The sequence below is a fragment of the Kitasatospora sp. NPDC001603 genome (assembly GCF_040298365.1).
Lineage (GTDB): Bacteria > Actinomycetota > Actinomycetes > Streptomycetales > Streptomycetaceae > Kitasatospora.
The window spans coordinates 19,081-45,067 of record NZ_JBEPAA010000018.1; the positions used below are offsets into that span (position 1 = coordinate 19,081).

A 25,987-nucleotide genomic window follows, 5' to 3' on the forward strand; every position below is an offset into this window, starting at 1 on the left:
CGGGGGCCTTCAGTCAGCAGCCGCTGCAACCCCAGGGAGCGCTGTGTCTCGCCGCCTGTTCACCTCGGAATCCGTGACCGAGGGACACCCCGACAAGATCGCTGACCAGATCAGCGACACCATCCTTGACGCTCTCCTGCGAGAGGACCCGACGTCCCGGGTCGCCGTGGAGACGCTCATCACCACCGGCCAGGTGCACGTGGCCGGCGAGGTGACCACCAAGGCTTACGCGCCGATCGCGCAGCTCGTCCGGGACAAGATCCTGGAGATCGGCTACGACAGCTCCAAGAAGGGCTTCGACGGCGCCTCCTGCGGCGTCTCGGTGTCCATCGGTGCCCAGTCGCCCGACATCGCACAGGGTGTCGACACGGCGTACGAGGCCCGGGTGGAGGGTGACGAGGACGACCTGGACAAGCAGGGCGCCGGTGACCAGGGCCTGATGTTCGGCTACGCGTCCGACGAGACGCCCGAACTCATGCCGCTGCCGATCACCCTGGCGCACCGCCTCTCGCGTCGCCTCTCCGAGGTCCGCAAGAACGGGACGATCCCGTACCTGCGCCCCGACGGCAAGACCCAGGTCACCATCGAGTACGACGGCGACAAGGCCGTCCGCCTCGACACCGTGGTCGTCTCCTCGCAGCACGCGAGCGACATCGACCTCGACTCGCTGCTCACCCCGGACATCCGCGAGTTCGTCGTGGAGCCGGAGCTCAAGGCGCTCGCCGAGCAGGGCATCAAGCTCGTGACCGAGGGCTACCGCCTGCTGGTCAACCCGACCGGGCGCTTCGAGATCGGCGGCCCGATGGGCGACGCCGGCCTCACCGGCCGCAAGATCATCATCGACACCTACGGCGGCTTCGCCCGGCACGGCGGCGGCGCCTTCTCCGGCAAGGACCCGTCCAAGGTGGACCGCTCGGCCGCCTACGCGATGCGCTGGGTGGCGAAGAACATCGTCGCCGCCGGCCTCGCCAGCCGCGCCGAGGTGCAGGTCGCGTACGCGATCGGCAAGGCCGAGCCGGTCGGCCTCTTCGTGGAGACCTTCGGCACCGAGACCGTGCCGGTGCTCACCATCCAGAAGGCCGTCACCGACGTGTTCGACCTTCGCCCGGCCGCGATCATCCGCGACCTGGACCTGCTCCGCCCGATCTACTCGCAGACCGCCGCGTACGGCCACTTCGGCCGTGAGCTGCCGGACTTCACCTGGGAGCGGACCGACCGGGTCGAGCAGCTGAAGAAGGCCGTACAGGACTGACCCGCGGTCGGCCCGACCGATCGGACCGCAGGCGGCGGCCGCCCCGAAACGGGGGCGGCCGCCGCCTGCGGCGTTCCCCGGTCGGGGGCCGGTGCGGGCGTCATGTCGGTGTGACCTGGTAGTACTGGGAGCGATGAGCAGCACGCAGGGGAGTGACGAGGCCGGGGCGGCGCCGGAGCAGCTTGCCTTCATCCGGGAGACGGTCCGCCGGGCCAAGCCCCGGACGTGGCACGGCGCCAAGCGGGCCGAGCACCTGCCGGTGGCCCGGGTGGTGGTCGACAAGGGCGTCCTGACCATCGACAAGTTCTTCGACTACGAGGTGCCCGCCGCGATGGCGGACGACGCCCGGCCCGGCGTCCGGGTGCGGGTGCGCTTCGGGGCGCGGGTGGTGAAGGGCCAGCGCGAGGGCGGGGAGCTGCACGACGGGTTCATCGTCGAGCGGCTGGAGAAGAGCGACTTCCCTGGTCCGCTGGCGCCGCTCGCCCAGGTGCTCTCGCCCGAACCGGTCCTCACCCCGCAGCTGCTCCGGCTCTGCCGCACCGTCGCCGACCGGTACGCCGGCACCCTGGCGGACGTCCTCCAGCTGGCCGTACCGCCCCGGCACGCCAAGGCCGAGGCCGAGCCCTCGCCGCCGCCCGGCCCGCTGCCCGGGGCACCGCAGCCCGGCGGCTGGTCCCGCTACCCCGCCGGGCCCGACTTCCTCGCCGCGCTGGCCGCCGGCGGCCAGCCGCGCGCGGTCTGGACGGCGCTGCCCGGTCCCGGCTGGCCCTACGAGATCGCCCGGGCGGTCGCCGCCACGCTGGCGAGCGGGCGGGGCGCGCTGGTCGTGCTGCCGGAGGGCCGGTCGGTGGCGCGGGTCGACCAGGCGCTGACCGAGCTGCTGGGCGAGGGCATGCACGCGACCCTGGCGGCCGACCTCGGCCCCCGCGAGCGCTACCGGCGCTGGCTCACGGTGAGCCGCGGCTCGGTGCGCGCCGCCATCGGCACCCGCGCCGCCATGTTCGCGCCGGTGCACGACCTCGGGCTGGTGGTCGTCTGGTCGGACGGCGACAGCAGCCACAGCGATCCGCGCAGCCCGCACCCGCACGTGCGGGAGGTCGCGCTGCTGCGCGCGGCGGAGGAGGGCGCCGGCGTCCTGCTCGGCGGGCACGCCGTCACGGTCGAGGGCGCGCAGCTGGTCAGCACCGGCTGGGCCCGGCCGCTGGTGGCCGACCGGGAGACCGTCCGGCAGGTGGCGCCGAGGGTCCGTACCGTCACCGACCAGGACCAGCACCGGGACGCCGCCGCCCAGGCCGCCCGGCTGCCCTCGGTGGCCTGGGAGGTGGCCCGGGAGGCCCTGGCGAGCGGCGGCCCCGTGCTCATCCAGGTGCCGCGCCGCGGCTACGTGCCCCGGCTGTCCTGCGGGAACTGCCGCACGCCCGCGCGCTGCCGCCGCTGCGAGGGCCCGCTGGAGGCCTCGGCCGCCGACGCGCCGTTGCACTGCGGGTGGTGCGGGGAGGGCGCGGCCGACTGGCACTGCCAGGAGTGCGGCTCGTTCCGGCTGCGGGCCCAGGTGATCGGCGCCCGGCGCACGGCGGAGGAGCTGGGCAAGGCGTTCCCGCGCATCCCGGTCCGGACCTCCGGGCGGGACGCGGTGCTGGCGACCGTCCCGGCCGAGCCCGCCCTGGTGATCTCCACCCCGGGCGCCGAGCCGGTGGTGGAGGGCGGCAGCGGCTACGCGGCCGCCCTGCTGCTGGACGGCTGGGCGCTGCTCGGCCGCCCGGACCTGCGGGCCGGCGAGGAGACGCTGCGGCTCTGGCTGACCGCCGCCGCGCTGGTGAAGCCGTCGACGGAGGGCGGCGCGGTGGTCGTGGTGGCCGAGCCGACCGCGCGGCCGGTGCAGGCGCTGGTCCGCTGGGACCCGCTCGGCCACGCCGGGATGGAGCTGGAGGAGCGGGCGCAGCTGCACTTCCCCCCGGTGTCGCGGATGGCCTCGGTCAGTGGCAGCCCGGCGGCGGTGGCGGATCTGCTCGGGCTGATCCGGCTGCCCTCCGAGGCGGATGTGCTGGGGCCGGTGCCGGCGCCCGCGCTGCGGGGGGAGGAGCAGGAGCGGGCGCTGTTGCGGGTGCCGCCCGGGCAGGGCGCGGCGCTGGCGACGGCGCTGAAGGCGGCGCAGATCGCGCGGATCGCGCTGCGGACGCCGGAGGCGGTGAAGGTGCGGATCGATCCGACGGACATCGGGTGAGGTCCGGGGGCGGTCGGGTGGTCCGGAGGGTGTCGGCCGGGGTCTCGGGTGGCTTCGGCGGGTGTGGGCCGGTGGTTCGGGTGGCGTCGGCCGGGGTCTCTGGTGGTTCCGGTGGGCGTCGGCCGGGCGGGGCCCGTGCGGTTCGGCGTGATCGGCCGGACCGCACGGGCTGCCGTCGGGCTCAGCCGCGCAGCGGGATGCCGGGGCGGTCCAGGGCGCCCCGGTCGTGGGTAGGGCGGTCGTGCGCCGCCGCGCGCTCCAGTACGGCCCGGTCGAGGGCGCTGCGGTCCAGGCCGCCCTGGCGGGCCGCCGGGACGGTCGCGGCCAGTCCGGTCGGGGCGGGAGCGGCGGCCGGCAGCTCCTCGGAGCGGTCCGGCCGGGTCGGACCCGGCACCCCCGGGACGCCGCCGGCCGGCACCCCGCCGGCCGCCAGCAGCTCGCTGGTCGGCCGGCGCATCCCGTAGCGCCGGTGCACCGCCTGCTTGGTGACCCCGAGGGCCGAGCCCACCGAGTCCCAGGAGAAACCCAGCGCGCGGTCGAACTCGACCGCCGCCGCGACCAGCGTCTCCACGCTCTCGCGCAGCTCCTGCGCCAGCCGCACCGTCGGCGCGGGCGCCCGCCCGTACACCACGAACCCGGCCGAGGTACTGGGGCGGCGCGGACGGTAGACGTTGCCCAGCTGGGCGGTGAGCGTCCGCAGCGCGTCGACCTGCCGCCGGACCCGCTCGATGTCCCGCACCAGCAGGTGCAGGCTCGCCCGCGCCCGGGCGTCGTGATTGATCTGCTCGGCCATGGCCTACGTGCCACCTTCCGTACGGTTCAGCTCGGCCGGAACGTGATGTCCCGCGCGTTCCGGCCCCGGTCAATCTCACTTGACCAACGCCGGACCGCCCGCCGGGGTCACGCAGCCGGGCCGACTCGGGATATGCCAGAACACGGTGCCGGGAGCCGAAGGTCTGCGCGGGAGCGGTGCGGAGGGGCGGGCGGTGCCGCGATCCGATTGCATAGACTTGGCCGGTGGTCGGCCCGTCGGGCGGTCGTGGGCGGGTCGGTGACCGGTCCGTGGTCCGGACTCCCGGGGGCCCGTCCGTGGCACGCCGAACGCCCGAAACCCGAACGCCGAAGTACCGCACCTCCCGCACTCCTCAACTCCCCGACGGACAGGAGCCCGTACGCCGTGGCGATCCAGCCGATCCGCATCTTCGGTGACCCCGTCCTGCGGGCCACCGCCCAGCCGGTGACCACGTTCGACAAGGAACTGCGCAACCTGGTCCGGGATCTCACCGAGACCATGCTCGACGCCCCCGGTGCCGGCCTGGCGGCTCCCCAACTCGGCGTCTCGCTGCGGGTGTTCACCTACCACGTGGACGGCGTCACCGGGCACCTGATCAACCCCGACCTGTCGCTGACCGAGGAGGAGCAGGACGGCCCCGAGGGCTGCCTCTCGCTGCCCGGCCTGCGCTACGACACCAGGCGCGCGTACGGCGTGGTCGCCAAGGGCTTCACCATGTACGGCGATCCGGTCACGGTCGAGGGCACCGAGCTGCTCGCCCGCTGCATCCAGCACGAGACCGACCACCTCGACGGCATCATCTTCATCGACCGCCTCGACCGTGAGCGGCGCAAGGAAGCGCTGAAGGCGATCCGCGAAGCGGACTGGGGCGAGGGCCCCGCGCCCGTCGTCCGGGTCTCCCCGCACAGCACCTTCGGCTCCGCGCGCTGACCACCACCCCGGTCGCCGCTCCTACGGAATTCCCGCTACCAGAAAGGCCCTTGATGCGCCTCGTGTTCGCCGGCACCCCCGAGGTCGCCGTTCCCGCCCTGGACGCCCTGCTCGCCTCCGACCGGCACGAGGTCGTCGCGGTGGTCACCCGCCCCGACGCCCCCGCCGGACGCGGGCGCAAGCTGGTCGCCAGCCCCGTCGCCCAGCGCGCCGAGGAGGCCGGGATCGAGGTCCTCAAGCCGGTGAAGCCCAGCGACCCGGAGTTCATCGCCCGCCTCACCGAACTCGCCCCCGACTGCTGCCCGGTGGTCGCGTACGGCGCGCTGCTGCGCCCCGGCGCGCTGGAGATCCCCAAGCACGGCTGGGTCAACCTGCACTTCTCGCTGCTCCCGGCCTGGCGCGGCGCCGCCCCCGTGCAGCACGCGGTGCTGGCCGGCGACGAGGTCACCGGCGCGTCCACCTTCCTGATCGAGCAGGGCCTGGACTCCGGTCCGGTCTACGGCGTCATCACCGAGGAGATCCGCCCGGCCGACACCAGCGGTGAGCTGCTCGACCGGCTCGCGCGCTCCGGCGCCCGGCTGCTCGCCGCCACCATGGACGGGATCGCCGACGGCTCGCTGCACGCCGTCCCGCAGCCCGCCGAGGGCACCACGCTCGCGCCGAAGCTCACCGTCGAGGACGCCCGGATCGACTGGGCCCACCCCGCCCTGCGGATCGACCGCGTGGTCCGCGGCTGCGCCCCCGCCCCCGGCGCCTGGACGCTGTTCCGCGGTGAGCGGCTCAAGGTCTCCGGCCCGGTGAAGCTGCTGGCGGACGCCTCCGCGCTCGCCCCCGGGGAGCTGGCCGTCGGCAAGAACAGCATCCGGGTCGGCACCGGCAGCCACGAGATCGAGCTGGGCGAGGTGCAGCCGCAGGGCAAGAAGCCGATGCGCGCGGCCGACTGGGCCCGGGGGGCGCGGATCGAGTCCGGCGAGCGCTTCGAGGACGCCGCGCGCCCGTAGGACGGCGCTTCCGCCGGACGGCGCTTCCGTGCCGGGCCCGCCGGTCCCGCCTCGCCCGGGCGGGGCCGCCGGGCCCGGCGCGAAAGCGGTGCGGCGCCGGTCCGGGGTCCGGCACGGGCCGGGGCCGGGGTGTACCTTCGGACGAGTCTCCCCGGGCGACGAGTCTGCCCGGACCATGGGGAATACTGTTCGTTCGATAACCACCGCAGCACTTTGAGGCACCTTTTGAGCACTCCCAGCGCCGGCCGCGCGCCCCGTCCGCACCGTCGTCCCAAGAAGGACCCGGCGCGCATCGTCGCGTTCCGCGCCCTGCGGGCCGTCGACGAGCGCGACGCCTACGCCAACCTGATCCTGCCGTCCCTCCTGCGCGAAGCCGAGCAGAAGGGCATGGACCGGCGCGACGCCGCCCTCGCCACCGAGCTGGTCTACGGCACGCTGCGCCTCCAGGGCACCTACGACGCCGTCATCGCCGCCTGCATCGACCGGCCGCTCAGCAAGGTCGATCCGCCGGTCCTGGACGTCCTGTCCCTCGGCGCCCACCAGCTGCTCACCACCCGCATCCCCAGCCACGCCGCCGTCTCGGCGACCGTCGAGCTGGCCCGGGTGGTCCTCGGCGACGGCAAGGCCAAGTTCGTCAACGCCGTCCTGCGCCGGATCAGCGCCCACGACCTGGACGCCTGGATCGCCAAGGTCGCCCCGCCGTACGAGAAGGACGCCGAGGACCACCTCGCCGTCGTCCACTCGCACCCCCGCTGGGTGGTCGCCGCCCTCTGGGACTCGCTCGGCCGCTGGCAGCCCGACGCCTCCGACCGCACCGCGATCGAGGAGCTGCTGCGCGCCGACAACGAGCGCCCCGAGGTCACCCTGGTCGCCCGCCCCGGCCGGATCGCCGTCGCCGACCTCGCCGAGGCGCTGCCCGAGGCCGAGCCCGGCCGCTGGTCCCCGTTCGCGGTCCGGCTCGCCGAGGGCGGCGACCCGGGCGCGCTCCCGGCCGTCCAGGAGAACCGTGCCGGCGTCCAGGACGAGGGCAGCCAGCTGGTCGCGCTCGCCCTGGCCGCCGCGCCGCTCGACGGCCCGGACCGGGTCTGGCTGGACGGCTGCGCCGGCCCCGGCGGCAAGGCCGCGATGCTCGCCGCCCTGGCCGCCCAGCGCGGCGCCGCCCTGGTGGCCAGTGAGAAGCAGCCGCACCGGGCCCGGCTGGTGGCCCGCACGCTGGAGGGCAACCCCGGCCCGTACACCGTGATCGCCGCCGACGGCACCCGCCCCGCGTGGCGCGCCGACAGCTTCGACCGGGTGCTCGTGGACGTCCCCTGCTCCGGCCTCGGCGCGCTGCGCCGCCGCCCCGAGGCGCGCTGGCGCCGCCGGCCGGCGGACGTCGCCGCCTTCGGCCCGCTCCAGCGCGACCTGCTGCGCGGCGCCATCGACGCCACCCGGATCGGCGGCGTCGTCGGCTACGCGACCTGCTCGCCGCACCTCGCCGAGACCCGGGCCGTGGTGAACGACGTGCTGCGGGAGCAGGGTGGCCGGGTCGAGTGGATCGACGCCCGCCCGCTGCTGCCCGGCGTGCCGTCGCTGGGCGAGGGCCCGGACGTCCAGCTCTGGCCGCACCTGCACGGCACCGACGCGATGTACCTGGCGCTGCTGCGCCGGACGGCGTAGCCGGGAGGCGGGGGCAAGGAGGGCCGGTCGCGGGTGCGGCCGGCCCTTCGGCGTCCGCCGGGGGCCGGTTCGTCAGGGCGTCGCGAGTGCGGCGAGGAGTGCGGCGGCCTGGTGGCGGAGCCGGTCGAGCGGGAGGTCGTCGCAGTACAGGTCCGCACCGGGGACGCTGAAGGAGCCGAACCGGTGCACCGCTTGGTAGGCGAGGTACGGGCGGTGGCCGGCGCGGAGGTCCAGGCCGCACGCGAGGGTGGCGAAGTGGCCCTGGTCGCCCTCGCTGTCGGGGGCGGCGAGGTACCACTCGGCCTCGAACGGCTCGGGGCCGGACGGCAGATCCACGAGGGCTCGGGCCAGCGCGCGGACGTCGTCGGCCGTGTCGAACAGCAGCGACTCGGACACGTACGGGGAGGCCGCGAGCAACTCCCACCCGGCAGGGGTGCGGTGGACGGCGAGCGTGGAGGTGCCCTCGGCGGACGTCCAGTGGCAGAGCAGTGGCGGGTCGGTCAGGTCCATCCGGTCCGTCCGGTCCGTCCGGTCTACTCGGTCCAACGGGGGCCTCCGGGGCGGGGCGGTGCGGCGCGGGTGAGGACGGCGGTGCCGTGGGCGCCGGGTGGTCCGGTCAGGAAGGGGCCCGACTGGGTCAGCAGGTCAGCGATCCCGGTGCCCAACAGATGGGACGACCCGGTCATGATCCGCTCAGGCGGACGGCGGCGGGTCGGTGGTCAGGGGGCGGTCGGTGAGGCCGGTGCCGCCGAGACGGGTGGTCAGGCCGGCGAACAGGGCGATGTCGTCCGGGCTCCAGGAGGGTGCGGCGAACAGCTCGTCGGCGACGCGTTCGGCGGTGGCGCGGATGTCCCGGAGCAGGGTGCGGCCGGTGTCGGTGAGCGCCGCGTAGGCGACCCGGGCGTCCCGGGCGTCCGGCTCGCGGGTCACCAGGCCGATGCGCTCCAGCGGGGCGAGCCCCCGGGTGACGCCGGAGGCGGTGAGGCCGAGCGCCTCGGCGAGGTCCACCCGGCGGATCCGGCCGCCGGGCGCCTGGCCCAGCCGCAGCAGCAGGGTGAAATCGGCCAGGCTGACCCCGTGCAGGCCGCTCAGGCTCGCGTCGAACCGCCGTACCAGGGCCGCCTGCGCCCGGACCAGGCGCAGGGCCGCGTCCAGTGTGGAACTCATTGCCACCTCCTTGACTGCTCAAGTATAGCTGCGGACTGAGCCGTCGAGGAGGTGGCGGAGCGGGGGGTGCGGGACCGTGCGGGGTGGGATCAGGCGGTGCGGGCGGCTCGGCGCTGGCGCTTGCCGACGGCCGCCTGGGAGAGGTCCTCGGCCTGCGACCGGAGGTTCTTGTAGCCGTAGCCGTGTTCGTCGAGCCAGGACTTCGCCGCCCCCTCGGCCCGGTCGGCGGCCTCCAGGATGTCCTCCTCCGCCTCGCCCGAGTCCAGGAAGCGGAAGGTGAAGGCGGGGCGCGAGGCGAGGTCGTAGCTGAGGTGCCCCTCGGGCGTGAACGACGCGTACAGCACGTCGTGTTCGGCCGCGCGGGCGAGGAGTTCGGCGTGCTGGTCGGCGTCGAGGCCGTCGAAGGAGCCGCGGACGGTGACGCGGAAGGTGCGAGTGGTCATCCCTCGACCCTAGCCATCGGGGCCGGTCCGGTTCCACCGCGTTTCGCCGGTGGTCGGCCCCGGGGTAGCCGGTGGTCGGGCCCGGGGCACCGGGTGGGACCCCCCACCCGGTGCCCGCGGGGCTCAGGCCTCGCGCAGGGCGGCCTCGGCCGGCGCGGTGCCGTCGGGGCCGGCGGGGGCCGGCGCGGCGGGCTCCGCGTCGTCCGCGCCGCCCAGCGCGGGCCAGCGGATCTGCGTCGCACAGAGCGAGACGACGGCGGCGGACGCGGCCACCGCGGCCATGCCCCACACCAGGCTGCTGCCGTTGGCGATGAAGCCGATCACCGCCGGCCCCGCGAGCAGACCCGTCGTTCCGGTGGCGGCGACCAGCGCCAGCGCGTCCGAGCCCTGCCGGGCGGCGGCCACGTAGATGCACGGGGTCACGGCCGCGACGCCCAGCCCCACGCAGGCGAACCCGAGCAGCGTCGGCACCACCCCGCCGGCCAGCAGCGCGAGCGCCAGGCCGCCGCCCGCCAGCAGGCTGCCGAAGCGGACGATCCGCCCGTCGCCGAAGCGGGTGCGCCAGCCGTCGGCGAAGATCCGGGCCGCGACCATCATGACCGAGACGACGGCGATGCCCAGCGGGGCCAGCTGGGGCGCCGCGTTGACGACGTCCTTCAGGTAGAGGGCCGACCAGTCGTTCATGGCGCCCTCGGTGATGGTGCCGAACACCATCGCCAGGCCCATCCAGATCGTCACCCGCGAGGGCAGCGTCAGCCCGCGCCGCTTCTTCGGCGCCTGCGGCTCGGCGGCCTCCGGCGCTTCCGCGGCCGCCTTCTGGTCATCCGTCAGCATGCCCGTCTGGGCGAGCCCGAGGAGCAGCAGGAGGACGACGGCGGCGAGGCCGAAGTGCACGGACAGGGTGGTGGTGAAGGCGTTGACGCCGGAGGCGAGCAGGGCGGCGAGCAGCGAGCCGGCGCTGAAGGTGGCATGCAGCCTGGACATCGCCGTCCGCCGGTACGTGACCTCCAGGGCGGCGCCCTGCGCGTTCATCGCGACGTTCAGGCAGCCGACCGCGATGCCGTCGAAGCAGGCCACCACCAGGGTCACCGGGTAGTTGGGCGCCACGGTGAGCCCGAGCAGCACCAGGCCCAGGGCGAGCGCCGACAGGGTGGCGAGCAGCCGTGAACCGAGCCGCTTCATCAGCGCCGCGACCAGCGGGAAGGACACCGCCGCGCCCACCCCGCAGACCATCAGCAGCAGGCCGAGTTCGGCCTCGCTCAGGTCCAGCCGGCTCTTCAGCGCGGGCAGGCGGGAGACCCACGTCGCGTACTGGAAGCCGAGGAAGCAGAACAGGGCCGCGATGGCCAGTTGGGCTCGGCGGTAGTCGTCGCGCAGGCGGAGCATGTTCATCGAACCACTTCGTCTTTCAGGGGCGACCCGGTGAACGGGCCGTGGGGGTGCCGCGGCGCCCCGGAGCCGGCTGCGGCGAGCAGGGCCGTGGGGGTGGGAGCCGCCGGGAGGGGAGGCGCGGCGGGGGGAGCCGTGCGCAGGGACATCGACATGTAGACCGCCTGGGGGCCGTAGCTCGCCGGGAGTTCGACCTCCGGCTCGGCGCGGTAGCCCAGCGGGGCCCAGAGGACCTCGCTGCCCCGGACGGCCACCAGCGAGATGGTCTCGAACCGCCGCAGCCGGGCCGTTCGCGCGAGGTGGCCGAGTACCAGGGGCGCGAGCCCCCGGCCGCGCAGCTCCTCGGCGATCACCAGGTCGTGCGCGTGCATGTTGGTGGACCGGACGCCGGCGGCCTCCGGCCGGCTCAGGTCCGGGCACGCGTGGAGCGGGTAGGGCAGGGCGAGCAGGTAGCCGCCGAGGCGCCCCCGGTGCTCCACCGCGAAGCAGGTGGTGGGCGAGGCCCGGCCCCGGGACTCCAGTGCCGCCCGCCCCTCGGACAGACCGCTCGCGCTGTAGGCGCGGGCCTCCAGTGCCACGACCTCGTCCCAGTCGTCGGCGGCCAGCAGTCGGACGCGGACGCCCTCGGCGATCTCGTCGGCCATCATGCGGGACCTCCTTCGGAGACGGGAACGGGGGTGGGGACGGGGGCAGGGGTGGGGCGGCCGGTGCCGTCGGTCCGGCGGACGCAGGTGTACGGGAGCGGCTCGAACCCGTTGAAGCCCTGGGTCGTGTACGCCGTGGCGTAGGCGCCGCAGGAGAAGATCCAGACCGGATCCCCGGAGGCGGCGGCCGCCGGTACCGCGACGAGGCCGTCGTCGTCGGTGTACGCGTCGTCGCTGTCGCAGGTCGGGCCCGCGACGACGGCCGGAAGGTAGCCGCCCTCGGTGGCGGAGTCCCGCGGGTGGGTGGGGAACTCCATCCGGTACTGCAGTTCGTCCATCTCGTACAGGCCGTTGAACTTGCCGCAGCCCAGGTAGAGCCAGTGCTGCCGCTCGCCGTCGAGCTGCTGCCGGGAGGTCAGCCGGGCGACCTGGGTCCGGATGGCGCCGTGGTCCGCGACCAGGTGGCGCCCCGGCTCCAGGAGGAAGTCCAGCGGCGCCGCCGACACCTCCCGGAGTCGCTGCATGCCCTCCCGGAGTACGGCGAACATCTTGTCCACCGGCGGGTCGAGCGGCCTGCCCCGCTTGTCGAGGACGCCGAGGGCGGGCAGGCCGCCGCCGAGGTTGACGTGGTCCAGCAGGATGCCCCGCCGGTCCAGCTCCTCGACCACGGCGGTGAGCGAGTCCAGCGCGCTCTGCCAGGCGTCGGAGGTCATCTGCTGCGACCCGACGTGGACGGAGAGCCCCGACGGGGTCAGCCCCGCCGCGCGCGCCGCCTCCAGGACCAGGACGGCGTCCGCCGGTGAGCAGCCGAACTTCCGGCTCAGGCCCCAGAGCGCGCCGTCCCCGGTGGTGGCGACCCGGCAGAACACCCGGGCACCCGGGGCGTGGACGGCGAGCGCCGTGACGTCCTCCAGGCTGTCCGTCGCGAAGTCCCGGACGCCGAGCCGGTACGCCTCGGCGATGTTGCGGTCGGACTTGATGGTGTTGCCGTAGTGGATCCGCTCGACCGGGACGCCGGTGCGCAGGGCCTGGGCTATCTCCTGCGGGCCGGCCGCGTCGAAGCCGGCGCCCAGCCCCGCCAGGTGGGCGAGGACCTCGTCCACCGGGCACGCCTTCATGGCGAAGCGGACGGCGATGCCCGGCAGTTCGCGCAGCAGCGCCGTGTACTGGCCCTCGATCCCGTCGAGGTCGTAGTAGATCCGGTCGTCGGTCGCGGCCGCCAGGGCGGCGCGCAGAAGTGTGTTCTCAGACATCGTCGATAGCTCCAGGCCCGGTCAGCGGGCCAGCTGCTCGGGGCCGGTGGCCTTGCACGCCCGCACCAGCGGACCCCACGCCCCGATCAGCAGTGCGAAGTCCTCGGTGTCCGCCTGTGCCTCGTCGAGCAGGCGGTCCCGCAGGGTGAGCAGGTGGTCGGCGAACTCGGCGTACTTGCCGCCGAGTCGGCGGTAGGCGCCGTCCAGGTCGGACAGCCGGCGGACGTTCTCCGCCCGGTCCGTCCCGATGCTGCGCCGGACGGAGTCGGCGATCACGGCGACCCGTACGCGGTGCTCGTCGTCGAGCAGCGCACCGCCCGCCGCCTCCATGTCGAAGTACACCGGGTAGAGGTAGAGCATCGACAGCAGGAACTTGGTGAACCGCAGCTGGTAGGCGGTGAACCCGGCGCCCGTGCGGCGCTCGGGGGTGTAGTAGTTCACGATGTGCCGGTTGTGCACCACGCCGGGCAGGGTGGCGTCGCGCACCACGTGCAGGAGGAAGTAGTCGCTGCCGATGGTGTCGGTCGCGGACGGCAGCGGCAGGCGCTCGTACACCGCGTGGTCGAAGCCGATGTTGCACATGTCGACCCGCCAGATGTCCGGGAGGTCCAGGACGGCGCGGTCCTCGGTGAACGGGTCGGTGCCGCCTCCGACGAAGGAGTCGTCGACGAGCTCCCGCTTCTCCTGCTCCGATGCCCCGGCCGGCGCCCAGAGCGCGACGACCTCGTCGTAGACGGCCGGGTCCAGCTCGCGGATCTCGCCGATGTCGACGGAGAGTTCACCGACGAAGGAGCCGCCGACCATCGCCACCGGCTTCTCGGCGTGCGCCGGGTCGAGGGTGTTCTCGGTGACGCCGGCCGCCGCGTCGGCCGCCCGCTTCCCGAGGGACAGCAGCTCGTGGTGGATCGGGAAGACCGGCTTCCCGTCCAGGACCTGGAAGTGGCTGTCGGAGTCCCGGCGGTGGACGGAGCGGCAGCCGAGGGCGGCGGCGATCAGGAACGCCCGGTTGGTGCAGGCGCCGTAGGAGACGGCGTCCGGCAGCATCAGGTCGAGCACCCGGGCCGGCTCGGCGACCGCGGCGGCGTCGATCACCCGCCGCAGGAACGTCCGCTGCCGGGCTTCGTCGAGGTGGTGCACGACCACGCCCGCCGCCCCGGGCAGCGCGTCCACGGCCTTGGCGTGGACGGCGAACGTCGGCTCGTCGGAGGAGTCCAGCACCAGCAGGTGCACCTCGACGCCGAACCGAGCGGCGGCGTAGGCGGCTTCCTCGCCGATCGACGCGATGGTGTCGGCGCAGGCCCGGTTGGTGGGGAGGGTCAGGCAGATCCTGTCCACGCCGGCGGCCCGGTTCACGCGTCGCCGTCCGGGGTGCCGCGTCGGGCGGTGTGCTGTGCGGTGTTCGGTTCGGCGTTCTGCTCGGTCTCCGGTTCGGTGCGCTGCCCGGCGTGCCAGGACTCCAGGCCCAGCAGCTTGGCGCCGAGGTCGCTCAGCCCGGCCTTGCCGTAGCGCAGCGACTCGTGCTTCCGCGGGTCGCCCACCAGCGTCTTGTTCCACGTCGGGGTGGAGAGGTCGCGCCAGGAGGCGATCCGCGAGGCCTTGAGCTCCTCGTGCTCCTCCAGGGCCGGCATCATCGAGAGGTACTGGACCGCCCGGACGCCCTGCTCCGAGGTGTTGCGCGCCACGCCGTGGGCGAGCAGGCCGTTCCAGATCAGCAGGTCGCCGGCCTTCAACTCGGGCCGCACGACCGGGAACTCCGTACGGTCGACGGCGGGCCGGATCGGGTCGCGGTCGGCCGGCTGAGCGGCCTGCCACTGGTTGAACCGCCGGAACAGCTCGGGGTTGCACTGGAAGCCGCCGTGGTCCGGCCGGGTGTCGTTGAGCGCGATGATCCCCTGGACGCGCTGCGGCAGGATGCCGAGCGTGGTGTCGACGTCCCAGTGCAGCTCGATGTCGAAGCCCTTGTCCGTCGCCTCGATCAGCGCGCGGTCACGGTTGCCGACGTTCGGCGGGTTGAGGTTGAGCCGGTCCAGCGTCACCCAGAGCTCTTCGCAGTCCCAGACGTCGACGAACGCGTCGTAGACCCGCTGCGCCTGGCGGCTGTCCCAGATCAGCTGGTGCTGGTAGGCCTCGACGAAGCCGTAGATGTGCAGGTGCTGGGCCAGTTCGTCGGCGAACTCCCGCTCCTCGTACCAGGTCTCCGGCCGCTCCGGGTCCAGGCCCTGGAAGTCCCAGGCGAAGTCCAGCAGCCGCTTCGCCGCCTCGGCCGGGATCGCCTCCCGGACGACGACGTAGCCGTACGTCTGCCAGAACGAGTAGTCCTCCTCGGAGAGCACGCGCAGCGGCCGCGCCTTCTCGATGTCCTTCAGCGGTGTCCTGGCGAGGTAGGTCTCGCCGTCGTTGCTGAAGTACGGGGTGTCGGAGGCGGCCCGATACAGGTATCCGTCAGGCTTCGGCATGCAATCACTCCAGAGGTCGGGAAACTACTGCGGCCGGGACGCAGCGCCGGTTCACGGGGCGGCTCCTGCGCCCGTACGCTCCGCCGTTCCCGTGCCGCCGCGCGCACGGCGGCATCGCCGCAGGGCGGCGTCGGAGGACGGCCGACCGGCGGCAACGCGTGCTCGGGCGCGGACGGTTCGGGGCGCGGTGGCCACGAACGGCCGGCGGCGGACGGCTCCTGGGAGAGCGCGGCCGAGGGCGCCGGTCGGGTGAAGGGTGAAGGTGAAGGGGGAGAGGGCGGAGGGTGGTTGATCGGGGTGTCGGGCGACGGGGCTTCGGACAGCGGGGAGGTTGCGGGTCTCGCGGTTCCCGGCGGCGCTCAGCGCGCGTGCGGTTCCCGCGGGGGTGGCGGGCCCGGTCGGGTCCTCGGGGCTGTCGCATCCAGGGACGGACCGCCCGTTTCCCGCGGGGACGGGGCCGGGATTCCTTCCTCCTTCTTGTGTTCGAAGCCCCCGACGCGTCGTTGACGCCCTCGGTGGACATGCGGCGGCGTCGGCCAACTCGCGTGTCCGGCACGGGGCATCGCCGGGACTTCCCACCTCGTCAAACTTGCTTCCCCTACGGTGGACTAGACCAACTTGTGGTGTCAACCCTTCTCCGGAGGAGGCTCGCCGCCGCCGTCGGGATCCGTGGGAACGGGCGGTGACCAGGCCGGAGTTGCGGCGGAGGAACGGCCTGCGCGGCCGGTGGCGACCCCTGCCCGAAGGCGCCGGGCGGTTGCCCTTTCGGGCAACCGGGGCATGAGCGGCCGCCGGGGCGGCGTTGGTGACGGGGATGGCGACGGCGCTGGAGCCAGTGGCGGGCCGGGGTGGGGGCGGGCCGGGAGCCGGCCTGTCCGGTGCCTAGCGGGCGTGGTCCTCGCGCCGGGCGTGCTCGTCCGACGGGCGGCCCTGCGCCGTGCCGGTCGGTGGCGCCGGGTGGCCGGCCGGGGTCTGCTGCGCCGTCCAGGCCAGCAGCAGTCGCAGGGCGTCCTCGGACGGGCTGCCGGGCTCGGGCGCGTAGGTGATCAGCGCCTGGGCCGGGTCGTCGGCCGCCCGCAGGGTCTCGTAGGTCAATTCGAGCGTGCCGACCACCGGGTGGTGGAAGCGCTTGACCCCGGACGTCTTGTCCCGCACCGGGTGTTCGGCCCACCAGGTGCGGAACTCCCGGCTCTTCATCGCGAGTTCACCGATCAGCTCGCGCAGTCGCGGGTCGTCGGGCCGGCGGCCCGCCTCCATGCCCAGATGGGCCACGTTCCCCCGCGCGCACTCGTCCCAGTCCGCGTACAGGGAACGGGACTCGGGGTGCAGGAAGGTGATCCTGGCGATGTTGCGCGCGGCGGGTTCCAGGGCCGCGAAGTCGCCGAACAGCGCGCTCGCCGCCCGGTTCCAGGCCAGCACGTCCATCCGCTGCCCCATCACCAGCGCGGGCAGCTCCGGGAGGGACCGCAGGAGGGTCCGCAGCATCGGCCGGACGCGCTGCGGCTCCTCCGCCGGCGCGGCCCGCCGCGTGGCGGCGGTCGGGCGGGCGATCCGGTGCAGGTGCCGGGTCTCCTGCTCCTCCAGGCGCAGCGCCCGGGCCAGCGCGTCGAGCACCGCGGGCGAGGCGTTGCGGACCCGGCCCTGTTCCATCCGGGTGTAGTAGTCGACGCTGACCCCGGCGAGTTCGGCGATCTCCTCGCGGCGCAGGCCGGCGACCCGCCGCCGGGCGCCCGCGCCGGGCAGGCCGACCTCCTGGGGCAGCAGCCGGGCGCGGCGGGAACGCAGGAAGACGCCGAGGGCGGTCGGGGAACTCATGTGCCGATTCTGGCCGACGCGCCGCCGTCGTGCCTGGTCCTGTCAGGACCAGGCACGACGATCGGCCGGCGCGGGGCGGTCGTGCGGGGGAACCGGTCGGTCGGTCCGGTCCGCTGCCGGGGCGTCGCCGGCCGGGCGGCCGTCGGCCCAGGTCAGGGTGGAGACGAGGGAGCGGAAGGCCGCCCGGTAGGTCCGGGGGCTGGTCCCCGTGTGGTGCTGGAAGTGGTGGCGCAGGTTGGCGGGCGTGCCGAGCCCCGTGCGGGTGGCGATGCGTTCGACCGGCTCGTCGCCGCGCTCCAGCAGGCGCTGCGCGAGCTGGATGCGCGCGCGGAGCAGGTACTGCAGCGGCGGCAGCCCGGTCTCGGCCCGGAAGCGCCTGGTCAGGCCGCGGACGGTGAGTCCGGCGTGGTCGGCGAGGTCGTTCAGCGTCAGCGGGCGGTCGAGGTGGGCCTCCAGCCACCGGAGCGTCGGCCCGAGCCGGGAGCCCCCGGGACCCGGTGCGCGAGCGGTACCGGTGGTGGCCGCCGACGCGGTGGTGGCCGCCGCCCCGCTGGAGGCCGCCGGCCCGGCAGGCCCGTGCAGCTCCAGGAAGACCTGCCGCTCCGTCTCGATGGCGACCGGCTCGCCGTGGTCCAGGGTGATCAGCCGCAGGCAGAGGTCGACCCCGCCGAGCACCCCCGCCGCGCTGTGGAACGGCGCCGCGTCCGTGACCGAGCCCTCCGGGTCGACCTCGATCCGGGGGTGGCGCCCGGCCAGTTCGGCGGCGTACCGGCGGCCGGTCGCGGCCCGCCGCCCGTCCAGCAGCCCGGTGGCGGCGAGGGTGAACGTCCCCGTCCCGATCGCACCGATCCGGCTGCCCCCCGCCGCCGCGGCCCGCAGCGCGTCGACGACCCCGGGTGGCGGCTCCGCGCGGAAACCGTCGTGGCCGGGCACCAGCACGGTGTCCGCACCCGCCAGCCCCTCCAGACCCCACGGTGTGTCGAGCCGGAACGGTGCCGGCGCCCCCGTCGTACGGAACCCGGGGCCCGCGCAGTACCGCACCTCGTACCCGACGTGCGGGTGGTGGCGCGCGGCGGCGCCGAAGGAGATCCCCGGCGCGGTGAGCTGGTGGCCCGGTACGCCGTCGAGGGCGAGGACAGCGATCACTGGCATGTCCAGAATTTAGCCGAGGGTGACATCGGAGCCGCTGTTCCGGGCGCGGGCCGGTGCGAAGGATGGGCGGTACGCGGCACCCGCACCGCCGGGGCGCCCGCGCCAACCTGATCCGAACACCCCGAAGCGCGCTCACGCGCACCCCGAACGAAGGACCTGCCATGCCCGCTTTCAGCTCCCTGGCCCGCCGAGCGGCCCGCGTCGCCACCGTCGCCCTGGCCGCGACGGTGTGCGCCACCGCCATGACCGGCAGCGCCGGAGCCATCGTCAACGGGACGGACGCCACCGGGCGCTACCCGTACATGGCCTCGATCCCGCTGACGGCCCCGACGCACGGCCTGCTCGACGGCGTCTGCGGGGCGACGCTGATCCACCCCCGGTGGGTGCTGACGGCGGGCCACTGCGTGGACACCCGGCCCGAGGTCGGCGTCGTCCTGGACGGCACCGTCCGGATCGGCTCGGACCGGCGCACGTCCGGCGGCACCGTGCGCACCATCGAGCGGACGATCACCCACCCCGGCTACGGGATCGGCACCGGTGGCGGCGGAGCCAACCAGGACGACCTCGCGCTGATCCGGCTGGACCGCCCGGTGAGCGAGCAGCCCGTCCGGATCGCCGACCGCGTCGCCCGGCCCGGCACGCCGACCCGGCTGCTCGGCTTCGGCAGCGTCGCCGACGTGGACACCCCGCAGCGGGCCGAGTTCGCGAACCGGCTCCAGCAGTTGGAGACCCGCCGGGGAGCCGTCGACGAGTGCGCCCCCGGCCGGGCGGGGTGGCTGCGCCTGTGCACGGTCAGCCAGGTGCCGGGCGCGATGGCCTGCTTCGGGGACTCCGGCGGCCCGCAGCTCCAGAAGGGCCGGGGCGGGCGCTGGGAACTCGTCGGCACCACCTCGGGGGACGGCGACACCGACCCGACCTGTTCGACCGGCCCGGGCCTCTACACCAGCGTTCCGGCGTACGCGGACTGGATCCGGCAGACGATCCACCAGAACAGCTGACCCCCGGCGGCGGCAGCACCCGGCGCTGCCGCCGCCCGGCCCCCGGCCGCCAGGGCAGTATGGGAACGCCGCCCCACCGGTCGCCGAAGAGTCGAGGAGAGCCGACCACGTGGCACGAACCGAGTTCTACGACGATCCCGGCGCGCCGGAGCCGAACCGGCTGGTGGTGGCGGCGTCGGCCGTGGTGGCCGACGAGGACGGGCGCGTGCTGCTCCAACGGCGCACCGACAACGGCCTGTACGCGCTGCCGGGCGGCACGATGGACCTCGGTGAGTCGCTTCCCGGCGCCGCGGTCCGGGAGGTCCGCGAGGAGACCGGGCTCGTCGTCGAGATCACCGGGCTGGTCGGCACCTACACCGACCCCCGGCATGTGATCGCCTACTCCGACGGCGAGGTGCGGCAGCAGTTCAACGTCTGCTTCACCGCCCGCGTCACAGGCGGGGAGCTCCGGATCTCCGACGAGTCGACCGACCTGCGGTTCGTGGCTCCGGACGACATCGGGGACCTGCCGATGCACCACACGCAGCGGCTCCGGCTCCGGCACTACCTCGACCACCGGGCGACGCCCTACCTGGGGTGACCGCCGGGACGGTGGCCACGCCGCCCCGGGCTTCGGGTACATTCCGGGTATGTCGGTCATCGCCGTCCTCGTGCCCGACGGGCTGCCCGGACACCACCTCACCACGCCGGGGCTGGTGTTCGGGACGGCGGCGCGTGAGCACCCGGGTGTCGCCTACGAGGTGCGGTTGTGTGCCGCGCCCGGGCCGGTCGGGATCGGGCTGCCGGCGCCGCTGGGCATCACCGTCCCGCACGGGCCGGAGGGCCTCGCCGACGCCGACATCGTGCTGCTGGCGGGGCGTGACGGCGCCCCGGCGGAGCCGCCGTCCGAGGTCCTCGACGTGCTGCGGGCCGTCGCCGCGCGGGGCGGCCGGATCGGCGCGATCGGCACCGGGGTGTTTACCCTCGCGGCCACCGGCCTGCTCGACGGCCGGCGCGCCACCACCGGTTGGCGGCACACCGCTGAACTGGCCCGGCGGCACCCCCGGATCGAGGTCGACCCGGTCGGCGCGGCGGTGGCCGACGGCCGCTTCCTCACCTCGGCCGGGATCTTCGGCGGGCTGGACGTCTGCCTGCACCTGCTGGCCCAGGACCACGGGGAGCGGACGGCCGGCGAGACCTCGCGGGAGCTCCTCACCCCCCTGCTGCGGCACGCGGACCGCGTCCAGGAGGGCATCGACCGCGAACTCGCCGACAGCGCGGGCCTCGAACCGACCCTGCGCTGGCTGAAGGCCCGCCTCCACCTCCCGCTGGCCCCCGCCGACGTCGCCGCGCACGCAGGAATCAGCGTCAGCAGCCTCAACCGCCGGTTCCGCGCCCAGGCCGGCGTCAGCCCGCCGCAGTACCTGCTCCGGCTGCGCCTGGACCGCGCCCGCGAGCTGCTCACGGAGACCGACGAGCCGGTGGAACGGGTGGCGGCGCTGGCCGGTTTCGCGTCGGCCGCGAGCCTGCGGCAGCACTTCGCCCGGCTGACCGGCACCACGCCGCGCTCCTACCGCGCACGGCACCGGGCGGCCGCCGGGGCGCCCGCCCCCGGGTCTACCCCGTAGCCAGGACCCGCGCGAGCGCCGCCCGCCCGGCCGGACCCCAGGTCCGCTGCCCACCGGGGAGGCCGCGCTCCCCGGCCAGGCCGATGCCGATCAGGGAGAGGCAGCGCAGCAGCGCCCAGCCCCGGGCGCGCAGCACCGTCGCCGTGTCCACCTCGGCCGCGGTGGCCTCGGCGTAGGCGTCGAAGAAGCCGTCCGCCGCGCCTTCGGGCAGGAGCAGCCAGGCCGCCGCGAGGTCCGCCGCCGGGTCGCCGGCGCAGAGTTCGCCGAAGTCGAGCACGCCGGACAGCGTCCCGTCCGTGACGACGACGTTCGCCGGGTGGAGGTCGCCGTGCAGCCAGCGCGGCGGGCCCTCCCGGTCGGGCGCGGCGACGGCCTCCGCCCAGACCCGCCGGACGTCTGCCGCGACGTCGGCGGCGACGAGGTGGAACTGCGGCTCGAAGCCGCCGACGGCCTCCCTGGGCGGAGCGCCCCGGTTCGAACCGGGGAACGCCCCGGCGGGCGCCGCCCGGTGGAGCGCCGCGAGGAACTCCGCGAGCACGCCCGCCGCGTGGTCGCCCCGCTCGATCGGCGCCCGGTCGGCGGGCTCGCCCGGTACCCAGCGCACCACGCTCCACGGCCGGGGGAAGAGCGCGGACGGCTCACCGGCCCGAACGTGGACCGGGATCGGTAGGGGCAGCCGCGGGGCCAGCACGGACAGCCACTCCCGCTCCTTGCGCAGCAGCTCCGGCGCCCGTTCCGTGCGGGGGATCCGTACGGCCAACTCCTCGCCGAGCCGCCACTGCTGGTTGTCCCACCCGGCGTCCACCCGGCGGATGTCCAGCCCAGCGAGGTCCGGGTGCTGCTCCCGCAGGAGTTCCCGCACCGAGGTCTCGTCGATCGCGAAGTCGGTCATGCGCGGCCCCGGGTTCCTGTGCTGTGGAGGGCCATTGTGCCCCGGGCGGGCGGAGTCCGATTGCCTCGTTCGGGTGGTGTCGGGTCGATTCCCTGGCGGAGGTGGCGAGTTGGGTACTACCGTGCGGCCATGACCGAGCTCGTCCGCCGTCGTCACGTCGACTACGGCCGCCTGTCCAGCGCGAGTTGTCCGCTCGACCGCTGACGTACGGCCTGCCGCGCGCGCCTCTCCCGCGCCCCGCGCTGTCGCCGTCCGGTCCTCGCCGGTCGCCGCGGTCTCCGTGAGCGGGCCCGATGTCCCGAAGTGCCCGAGGCGGCCACGCCGTTCCGGCGTACCCGCCGGTGCCCCGCGCCCGGGCGCCTCCTGCGGTGAAACCCTCTCCTCACATGTCCTCGAATGTCCTGGAACATCCTCGAACGTCCTTGAACGTCCTCGAACGTCCTCGAAGGAGACAGTCATGACCGAAGCCGGTGCCGCCACCGAGCACTACCTCCGCAACAACGCCGCCTACGCGGTCGACTTCCAGGGGCCGCTGCCGCTCCCGCCGGGCCGCCGGAGTGCCGTCCTGGCCTGCATGGACGCGCGGCTCGACGTCTACGCGGCGCTCGGGCTCGACGAGGGCGACTCGCACGTGATCCGCAACGCCGGCGGCGTCGCCACGGACGACGCGATCCGCTCGCTGGCGATCAGTCAGCGGCTGCTGGGCACGCAGGAGATCATCCTGATCCACCACACCGACTGCGGCATGCTGACCTTCGGCGACGACGCCTTCCGGGAGTCGATCCGGGAGGAGACGGGCATCAAGCCGCCCTGGGCGGCCGAGGCCTTCGCCGACCTGGAGGCGGACGTCCGGCAGTCCGCTGCCCGGATCCGGAACAGTCCGTTCGTCCCGAGGACCGACGCCCTGCGCGGGTTCGTCTTCGACATCGCGACCGGGAAGCTCGCGGAGGTGGTGCTGTAGCAGGGTGAGCGGTCCCGGTGCCCCGCCGTCGTGCCACGTCGCGCGCGCGGAGTGTGCACGTCGCGCGGGCGGGGTGCCGGGGCCGTCACCAGGCCTGGGCGGCCAGCCAGTCGGCGATCGCGCCGCCGATCGCGTCGGGCCGGTCCTCGGGGGCGTGGTGCCTCGCCGGGCCGCAGTGCTCGACGGTCAGATGGCTGATGTGCTCCCGGCTCCAGGCGATCATGGCCTCGTCGATCAGCAGGGTCGGCGAGGAGTCGAAGGTCAGCAGCAGCTTGGGCACGTCCGTGCTGTCCGCGAGCCAGGCGCCGTAGGCGGTCATCCGGGCGACGACGTCGGCCGGCTCGCCGTCGATCGGCATCATGCGCGGCCAGGCGAGCAGCGGGCGCCGGCTCGCGGGGGTGGGGTAGGGGGCGCGGTAGGGCCGGACGTCCGCCTCGGCGAGCGGGGTCAGCACGCCGCCCGTGAACGCGGTCTCGATGAGGACGTTCTGTTCGAGGACCAGTCGCTCGCCGACCCCGGGGGTGCGGAAGGCCTCGAAGCGGGCGCGTGCGGGCGCGGGGAGTTCCGCGGCTGCGAGGGGCTTGAGCATGGTCTCCAGCAGGACCACGCCGCGTACCCGCTCCGGGTGGCGGGCGGCCCGGTCGAGGGCGAGTGCGCCGCCCCAGTCGTGGCCGACCAGGACGACGTCCCGCAGGTCCAGCGCGTCGAACCAGGCGTCCAGGTAGCGGGCCTGGTCGGCGAAGTCGTAGGCGATGTCGGGCTTGCCGGAGGCGCCCATGCCGATCAGGTCGGGGGCGAGGGCGCGGGCGCGGCCGGCGAGGTGCGGGGTGACGCCGCGCCACAGGTGGGAGGAGGCCGGGTTGCCGTGCAGGAAGACCACGGGCGGGTGGCCCGGGCCGCTGTCGGGGCCGCCGGCGGGGGCGCTGTTCGTGTAGGCGATGTGGGAGTCGATGACGTCGACGGTGGGCATGGTCGGTCGGTCCTCTCGCGGTGCCGCGTGATTCGTTTGCCGTCTTAACGTTCGTAGCACTAACGGTTTCGATGCGCTCCCCACCGTATGTCGTTAGTGGGACTAACGCAATGAGTAGAATCAGGGCCATGGACACCCAGGGCGCCAAGGGCCCGACCCCGAGCCGGACCCCGACCCCGACGGGCGCCGCTGCCGCCGTCAGCGACGACGGCCCGGCCGACCATCCGGCGCCTGCCCGAGTGCGCGCGCTGCCGAGCAGGCTGCTGGCGATGAACGCGATGTACGCCGACCGCCTGGTGGGCGACGGCCTCGCCGCCGAGGGCGCCCGCAAGTGGCACTTCGTGGTCCTGGTCGCCCTCGCCGAGGCCGGCCCGGCCAGCCAGTCGACGCTCAGCCGGCGCACCGGCGTCTACCGCAGTGACATGGTCGCCGTCGTCAACGACCTCGCCGACCGCGGCTTCGTGGAGCGCACGCCCGATCCCGACGACCGCCGCCGCAACGTCGTCACGGTCACCTCGGAGGGGCGTGGCTATCTGCGCCGCCTCGACGCGATCGTCGACGCGGCGCAGGAGGAGCTGCTCGCGCCGCTGAGCGCCGCCGAGCGCGGCACGCTGACCGAGCTGCTGGCCAGGCTCCTGGACCACCACGCCAAGGTGGCGCCGCCCGCCGGCTGAGCGCGCCCCGGGCCCGACCGGTCAGAGCAGGCCGAGGTGGTCCAGGGCGAGATAGGCCGCGGCGGCGTCGGTCAGCTCACCCGTGCGGAGCACACGGCTGCGGAACTCCGCCAGGCCGAGCGTGATGACATCGATGAACTCGGTCCCCTCGGGCGCCGGTTCGGCGACCTGGACGCAGTCGGTGGCGACGAAGGCGAACCGGTGGGCGTCGGAGTAGGCGTCCAGCCAGCACTGCCCGACCGGCTGGATCTCGCCCCGGTAGCCGGTCTCCTCCAGCAGTTCCCGGGCGATGGCCTCGGCCGGGAGTTCGCCCGGCTCCAGCAGGCCACCGGGCAGCTCGTACAGCACCCGGCCGGGCCCGGGCCGGTACTGGCGGGCGAGGACGACCCGCCGGTCGGGAGTGAGCGCGAGCACCGCACCGGCCGGGCTTTCGCGCTTCAGGTAGAAGTCCGCCCGGCTGCCGTCCGGCAGTTGGAAGTCGACCCGGTCGACGGATCGGCCGAACTTGCCGAAGACGGTGGCGCGTTCGAGCTCGCGCCAGGGTGGGGTGGGGGTGTCGGTCGCCATGGCCAGGACTGTACGGCCCCGGCCGGGTGACTCGGCGGACGACGGCGAGCGGGTGCACGGTGGCTGGCGGGCGACGGCGGGTGGCGGGGGCGGGCAGGATGGGTGGATGGACACGGTGACGATCAGCGACGAAGACCGCCGGCTCCTCGGAGCCTGGACCGCCGACTGCGCCGAGCGCGTCCTGCCGCTGTTCGAGGCGCGGGCCCCCGCCGACACCCGCCCGGGCGAGGCGATCGAGGGCATCCGCGTCTTCACCCGCGACGGGAAGCGGACGGGGCGGCTCCGCGCCGTCGCCCTCGCGGCGCTCGCAGCCGCGCGTGACGTCGCCGACCCGGCGGCCACGGCGGCCGCCCGCGCCGCGGGCTACGCGGCGGCGAGCCCCTACATCCACCCGCTGGCCACCCCCCACCAGGCGAAACACGCCCTCGGCCCGGCGATGTACGCGGCGCACGCGCGGGAACTCGCGGCGGCCGGCGACCGGGCGGCCGGTGATGCGGAGATCCGGTGGGCGATCGAGCACGCACCGCCCGCCGTCGGCGCGATCCTGCGCCAGCTGCCGCCCTTCACCCCCGGCCGCAGCCGCCTGGACGCCTTCCGCGACCGCCTCGAAACCGAGCTGCGGGGCTGATCGGGGGCCCGGCCCTGGGGGCGGACGGCCGCTTGGGGGCAGGCCGGCCCGCGGAAGGTGCCGAACAACCAGCAGCGGGACCGGTGTTCGGCGCGGCCGGCTACGGGCCCTCGATGCCGATGACGGTGCCGAACGGGTCGCGCAGCTGGGCGATCCGGCGGCCCGGCGCGATCGTCAGCGGCCCGCGGTGGTGCGTGCAGCCTGCCGCCAGCAGCCGTTCACGGGCGTGGTCGACGTCGTCCACGCCCCAGTACACGACCGGGCTGCCGCCCCGGCGATTGCGCGCGTCATCGGCGGGGTGGAACCCGACCTCGACCCCGGCGATCTCCACCCAGGCGTAGACGGACCCGGTGTCGCTGACGTCCGTGGTCACGGGCACGCCCAGGAACTCCCCCCACCAGCGGGCCGACGCCCCGGGGTCGAGCGCGAAGGTCATCACGGTGGTGACGCTCTTGAACACCGCATGCCTCCAGGGAGCTCGTCCACCCGTCCGGGAGCACCGCCGGCGTCGA

The 25,987-nt window shown here is 74.8% G+C and carries 26 protein-coding genes; 11 read left to right on the forward strand and 15 right to left on the reverse strand.

Annotated features, from left to right (window positions below):
- Positions 1 to 43: 43 nt before the first annotated feature.
- Positions 44 to 1,252, forward strand: coding sequence for a methionine adenosyltransferase (gene metK, locus ABT263_RS14285; RefSeq protein ID WP_329486768.1), 1,209 nt, complete (start codon positions 44 to 46; stop codon positions 1,250 to 1,252).
- Between the two features lie 133 nt (positions 1,253 to 1,385).
- A complete protein-coding gene (locus ABT263_RS14290) occupies positions 1,386 to 3,476 on the forward strand; it encodes a primosomal protein N' (RefSeq protein WP_329486767.1) in 2,091 nt (696 codons plus the stop codon).
- Positions 3,477 to 3,657: 181 nt separating this feature from the next.
- On the opposite strand, the gene ABT263_RS14295 is transcribed toward ABT263_RS14290, so the two are convergent.
- Positions 3,658 to 4,269 (reverse strand): hypothetical protein, encoded by a 612-nt coding sequence (locus ABT263_RS14295; RefSeq protein WP_329486766.1) that lies wholly within the window; start codon positions 4,267 to 4,269, stop codon positions 3,658 to 3,660.
- Positions 4,270 to 4,653: 384 nt separating this feature from the next.
- On the opposite strand from ABT263_RS14295, the gene def reads away from it, so the two are divergent.
- From def to ABT263_RS14310, 3 genes are all read left to right on the forward strand, one after another.
- Positions 4,654 to 5,199 carry a peptide deformylase gene (gene def, locus ABT263_RS14300; protein WP_352290778.1) on the forward strand — a complete coding sequence of 182 codons (546 nt, stop codon included), beginning with the start codon at positions 4,654 to 4,656 and terminating at the stop codon, positions 5,197 to 5,199.
- 53 nt (positions 5,200 to 5,252) lie between these two features.
- Positions 5,253 to 6,200: a methionyl-tRNA formyltransferase gene (gene fmt, locus ABT263_RS14305; RefSeq protein WP_352290779.1), complete on the forward strand. Its 948-nt coding sequence runs from the start codon at positions 5,253 to 5,255 to the stop codon at positions 6,198 to 6,200.
- 225 nt (positions 6,201 to 6,425) lie between these two features.
- Entirely contained in the window at positions 6,426 to 7,859 is a 1,434-nt protein-coding gene (locus ABT263_RS14310) for an RsmB/NOP family class I SAM-dependent RNA methyltransferase (RefSeq protein ID WP_352290780.1), read from the forward strand.
- 72 nt (positions 7,860 to 7,931) lie between these two features.
- On the opposite strand, the gene ABT263_RS14315 is transcribed toward ABT263_RS14310, so the two are convergent.
- From ABT263_RS14315 to ABT263_RS14360, 10 genes are all read right to left on the reverse strand, one after another.
- Positions 7,932 to 8,405, reverse strand: a complete 474-nt coding sequence (locus ABT263_RS14315) for a hypothetical protein (RefSeq protein WP_352290781.1) — start codon at positions 8,403 to 8,405, stop codon at positions 7,932 to 7,934.
- 147 nt (positions 8,406 to 8,552) lie between these two features.
- Entirely contained in the window at positions 8,553 to 9,026 is a 474-nt protein-coding gene (locus ABT263_RS14320) for a MarR family winged helix-turn-helix transcriptional regulator (protein WP_352290782.1), read from the reverse strand.
- Positions 9,027 to 9,115: 89 nt separating this feature from the next.
- The gene (locus ABT263_RS14325; RefSeq protein ID WP_329486760.1) at positions 9,116 to 9,469 is read right to left on the reverse strand and encodes a DUF6204 family protein; all 354 of its coding nucleotides are present in this window, start codon (positions 9,467 to 9,469) and stop codon (positions 9,116 to 9,118) included.
- A gap of 123 nt (positions 9,470 to 9,592) precedes the next feature.
- The gene (locus ABT263_RS14330) at positions 9,593 to 10,855 is read right to left on the reverse strand and encodes an MFS transporter (RefSeq protein WP_352290859.1); all 1,263 of its coding nucleotides are present in this window, start codon (positions 10,853 to 10,855) and stop codon (positions 9,593 to 9,595) included.
- A 2-nt stretch (positions 10,856 to 10,857) separates the two neighbouring features.
- Complete coding sequence (locus tag ABT263_RS14335) at positions 10,858 to 11,505, reverse strand: GNAT family N-acetyltransferase (protein ID WP_352290783.1); 648 nt, start codon at positions 11,503 to 11,505, stop codon at positions 10,858 to 10,860.
- Positions 11,502 to 12,755: a type III PLP-dependent enzyme gene (locus ABT263_RS14340; protein ID WP_352290784.1), complete on the reverse strand. Its 1,254-nt coding sequence runs from the start codon at positions 12,753 to 12,755 to the stop codon at positions 11,502 to 11,504. The genes ABT263_RS14335 and ABT263_RS14340 overlap by 4 nt, the downstream gene beginning before the upstream one ends.
- 21 nt (positions 12,756 to 12,776) lie before the next feature.
- Positions 12,777 to 14,090: a DUF6271 family protein gene (locus ABT263_RS14345; RefSeq protein WP_352290860.1), complete on the reverse strand. Its 1,314-nt coding sequence runs from the start codon at positions 14,088 to 14,090 to the stop codon at positions 12,777 to 12,779.
- A gap of 14 nt (positions 14,091 to 14,104) precedes the next feature.
- Positions 14,105 to 15,211: a phytanoyl-CoA dioxygenase family protein gene (locus ABT263_RS14350; protein ID WP_352290785.1), complete on the reverse strand. Its 1,107-nt coding sequence runs from the start codon at positions 15,209 to 15,211 to the stop codon at positions 14,105 to 14,107.
- Between the two features lie 882 nt (positions 15,212 to 16,093).
- Entirely contained in the window at positions 16,094 to 17,026 is a 933-nt protein-coding gene (locus ABT263_RS14355) for a helix-turn-helix transcriptional regulator (protein ID WP_352290786.1), read from the reverse strand.
- Between the two features lie 42 nt (positions 17,027 to 17,068).
- Positions 17,069 to 18,178 (reverse strand): GlxA family transcriptional regulator, encoded by a 1,110-nt coding sequence (locus tag ABT263_RS14360; protein ID WP_352290787.1) that lies wholly within the window; start codon positions 18,176 to 18,178, stop codon positions 17,069 to 17,071.
- Between the two features lie 161 nt (positions 18,179 to 18,339).
- On the opposite strand from ABT263_RS14360, the gene ABT263_RS14365 reads away from it, so the two are divergent.
- The 3 genes from ABT263_RS14365 (at position 18,340) to ABT263_RS14375 (ending at position 20,783) form a co-directional block, all read left to right on the forward strand.
- Positions 18,340 to 19,176: a S1 family peptidase gene (locus ABT263_RS14365; protein WP_352290788.1), complete on the forward strand. Its 837-nt coding sequence runs from the start codon at positions 18,340 to 18,342 to the stop codon at positions 19,174 to 19,176.
- A 109-nt stretch (positions 19,177 to 19,285) separates the two neighbouring features.
- Entirely contained in the window at positions 19,286 to 19,756 is a 471-nt protein-coding gene (locus tag ABT263_RS14370) for an NUDIX domain-containing protein (RefSeq protein WP_352290789.1), read from the forward strand.
- Between the two features lie 49 nt (positions 19,757 to 19,805).
- Complete coding sequence (locus tag ABT263_RS14375) at positions 19,806 to 20,783, forward strand: GlxA family transcriptional regulator (protein WP_352290790.1); 978 nt, start codon at positions 19,806 to 19,808, stop codon at positions 20,781 to 20,783.
- Here ABT263_RS14375 and ABT263_RS14380 read toward each other — a convergent pair.
- A complete protein-coding gene (locus ABT263_RS14380) occupies positions 20,773 to 21,675 on the reverse strand; it encodes an aminoglycoside phosphotransferase family protein (protein ID WP_352290791.1) in 903 nt (300 codons plus the stop codon). The genes ABT263_RS14375 and ABT263_RS14380 overlap by 11 nt on opposite strands.
- Before the next feature lie 457 nt (positions 21,676 to 22,132).
- Here ABT263_RS14380 and ABT263_RS14385 point away from each other — a divergent pair, with 457 nt between their 5' ends.
- Positions 22,133 to 22,636 carry a beta-class carbonic anhydrase gene (locus ABT263_RS14385; RefSeq protein WP_329486750.1) on the forward strand — a complete coding sequence of 168 codons (504 nt, stop codon included), beginning with the start codon at positions 22,133 to 22,135 and terminating at the stop codon, positions 22,634 to 22,636.
- Positions 22,637 to 22,721: 85 nt separating this feature from the next.
- Here ABT263_RS14385 and ABT263_RS14390 read toward each other — a convergent pair whose 3' ends face one another.
- Positions 22,722 to 23,606 carry a haloalkane dehalogenase gene (locus ABT263_RS14390; protein WP_502885803.1) on the reverse strand — a complete coding sequence of 295 codons (885 nt, stop codon included), beginning with the start codon at positions 23,604 to 23,606 and terminating at the stop codon, positions 22,722 to 22,724.
- 128 nt (positions 23,607 to 23,734) lie between these two features.
- On the opposite strand from ABT263_RS14390, the gene ABT263_RS14395 reads away from it, so the two are divergent.
- A complete protein-coding gene (locus tag ABT263_RS14395) occupies positions 23,735 to 24,280 on the forward strand; it encodes a MarR family winged helix-turn-helix transcriptional regulator (RefSeq protein ID WP_352290793.1) in 546 nt (181 codons plus the stop codon).
- Between the two features lie 21 nt (positions 24,281 to 24,301).
- Here ABT263_RS14395 and ABT263_RS14400 read toward each other — a convergent pair whose 3' ends face one another.
- The gene (locus ABT263_RS14400) at positions 24,302 to 24,847 is read right to left on the reverse strand and encodes an NUDIX hydrolase (RefSeq protein ID WP_352290794.1); all 546 of its coding nucleotides are present in this window, start codon (positions 24,845 to 24,847) and stop codon (positions 24,302 to 24,304) included.
- Positions 24,848 to 24,953: 106 nt separating this feature from the next.
- Between ABT263_RS14400 and ABT263_RS14405 the strand changes: the two genes are divergently transcribed.
- Positions 24,954 to 25,475 carry a putative immunity protein gene (locus ABT263_RS14405; protein WP_352290795.1) on the forward strand — a complete coding sequence of 174 codons (522 nt, stop codon included), beginning with the start codon at positions 24,954 to 24,956 and terminating at the stop codon, positions 25,473 to 25,475.
- Positions 25,476 to 25,575: 100 nt separating this feature from the next.
- Here the strand turns inward: ABT263_RS14405 and ABT263_RS14410 are convergent, their stop codons facing one another.
- Positions 25,576 to 25,935 carry a VOC family protein gene (locus tag ABT263_RS14410; protein WP_352290796.1) on the reverse strand — a complete coding sequence of 120 codons (360 nt, stop codon included), beginning with the start codon at positions 25,933 to 25,935 and terminating at the stop codon, positions 25,576 to 25,578.
- Between the last annotated feature and the right edge of the window lie 52 nt (positions 25,936 to 25,987).

Bases quoted from the DNA above. Each gene is read 5' to 3' on its own strand.
- ABT263_RS14290 (WP_329486767.1), top strand. From the start codon at position 1,386: ATGAGCAGCACGCAGGGGAGTGACGAGGCCGGGGCGGCGCCGGAGCAG.
- ABT263_RS14295 (WP_329486766.1), bottom strand. From the start codon at position 4,269: ATGGCCGAGCAGATCAATCACGACGCCCGGGCGCGGGCGAGCCTGCAC.
- fmt (WP_352290779.1), top strand. From the start codon at position 5,253: ATGCGCCTCGTGTTCGCCGGCACCCCCGAGGTCGCCGTTCCCGCCCTG.
- ABT263_RS14320 (WP_352290782.1), bottom strand. From the start codon at position 9,026: ATGAGTTCCACACTGGACGCGGCCCTGCGCCTGGTCCGGGCGCAGGCG.
- ABT263_RS14325 (WP_329486760.1), bottom strand. From the start codon at position 9,469: ATGACCACTCGCACCTTCCGCGTCACCGTCCGCGGCTCCTTCGACGGC.
- ABT263_RS14330 (WP_352290859.1), bottom strand. From the start codon at position 10,855: ATGCTCCGCCTGCGCGACGACTACCGCCGAGCCCAACTGGCCATCGCG.
- ABT263_RS14335 (WP_352290783.1), bottom strand. From the start codon at position 11,505: ATGATGGCCGACGAGATCGCCGAGGGCGTCCGCGTCCGACTGCTGGCC.
- ABT263_RS14340 (WP_352290784.1), bottom strand. From the start codon at position 12,755: ATGTCTGAGAACACACTTCTGCGCGCCGCCCTGGCGGCCGCGACCGAC.
- ABT263_RS14350 (WP_352290785.1), bottom strand. From the start codon at position 15,211: ATGCCGAAGCCTGACGGATACCTGTATCGGGCCGCCTCCGACACCCCG.
- ABT263_RS14355 (WP_352290786.1), bottom strand. From the start codon at position 17,026: ATGAGTTCCCCGACCGCCCTCGGCGTCTTCCTGCGTTCCCGCCGCGCC.
- ABT263_RS14360 (WP_352290787.1), bottom strand. From the start codon at position 18,178: ATGCCAGTGATCGCTGTCCTCGCCCTCGACGGCGTACCGGGCCACCAG.
- ABT263_RS14365 (WP_352290788.1), top strand. From the start codon at position 18,340: ATGCCCGCTTTCAGCTCCCTGGCCCGCCGAGCGGCCCGCGTCGCCACC.
- ABT263_RS14375 (WP_352290790.1), top strand. From the start codon at position 19,806: ATGTCGGTCATCGCCGTCCTCGTGCCCGACGGGCTGCCCGGACACCAC.
- ABT263_RS14380 (WP_352290791.1), bottom strand. From the start codon at position 21,675: ATGACCGACTTCGCGATCGACGAGACCTCGGTGCGGGAACTCCTGCGG.
- ABT263_RS14385 (WP_329486750.1), top strand. From the start codon at position 22,133: ATGACCGAAGCCGGTGCCGCCACCGAGCACTACCTCCGCAACAACGCC.
- ABT263_RS14390 (WP_502885803.1), bottom strand. From the start codon at position 23,606: ATGCCCACCGTCGACGTCATCGACTCCCACATCGCCTACACGAACAGC.
- ABT263_RS14395 (WP_352290793.1), top strand. From the start codon at position 23,735: ATGGACACCCAGGGCGCCAAGGGCCCGACCCCGAGCCGGACCCCGACC.
- ABT263_RS14400 (WP_352290794.1), bottom strand. From the start codon at position 24,847: ATGGCGACCGACACCCCCACCCCACCCTGGCGCGAGCTCGAACGCGCC.
- ABT263_RS14405 (WP_352290795.1), top strand. From the start codon at position 24,954: ATGGACACGGTGACGATCAGCGACGAAGACCGCCGGCTCCTCGGAGCC.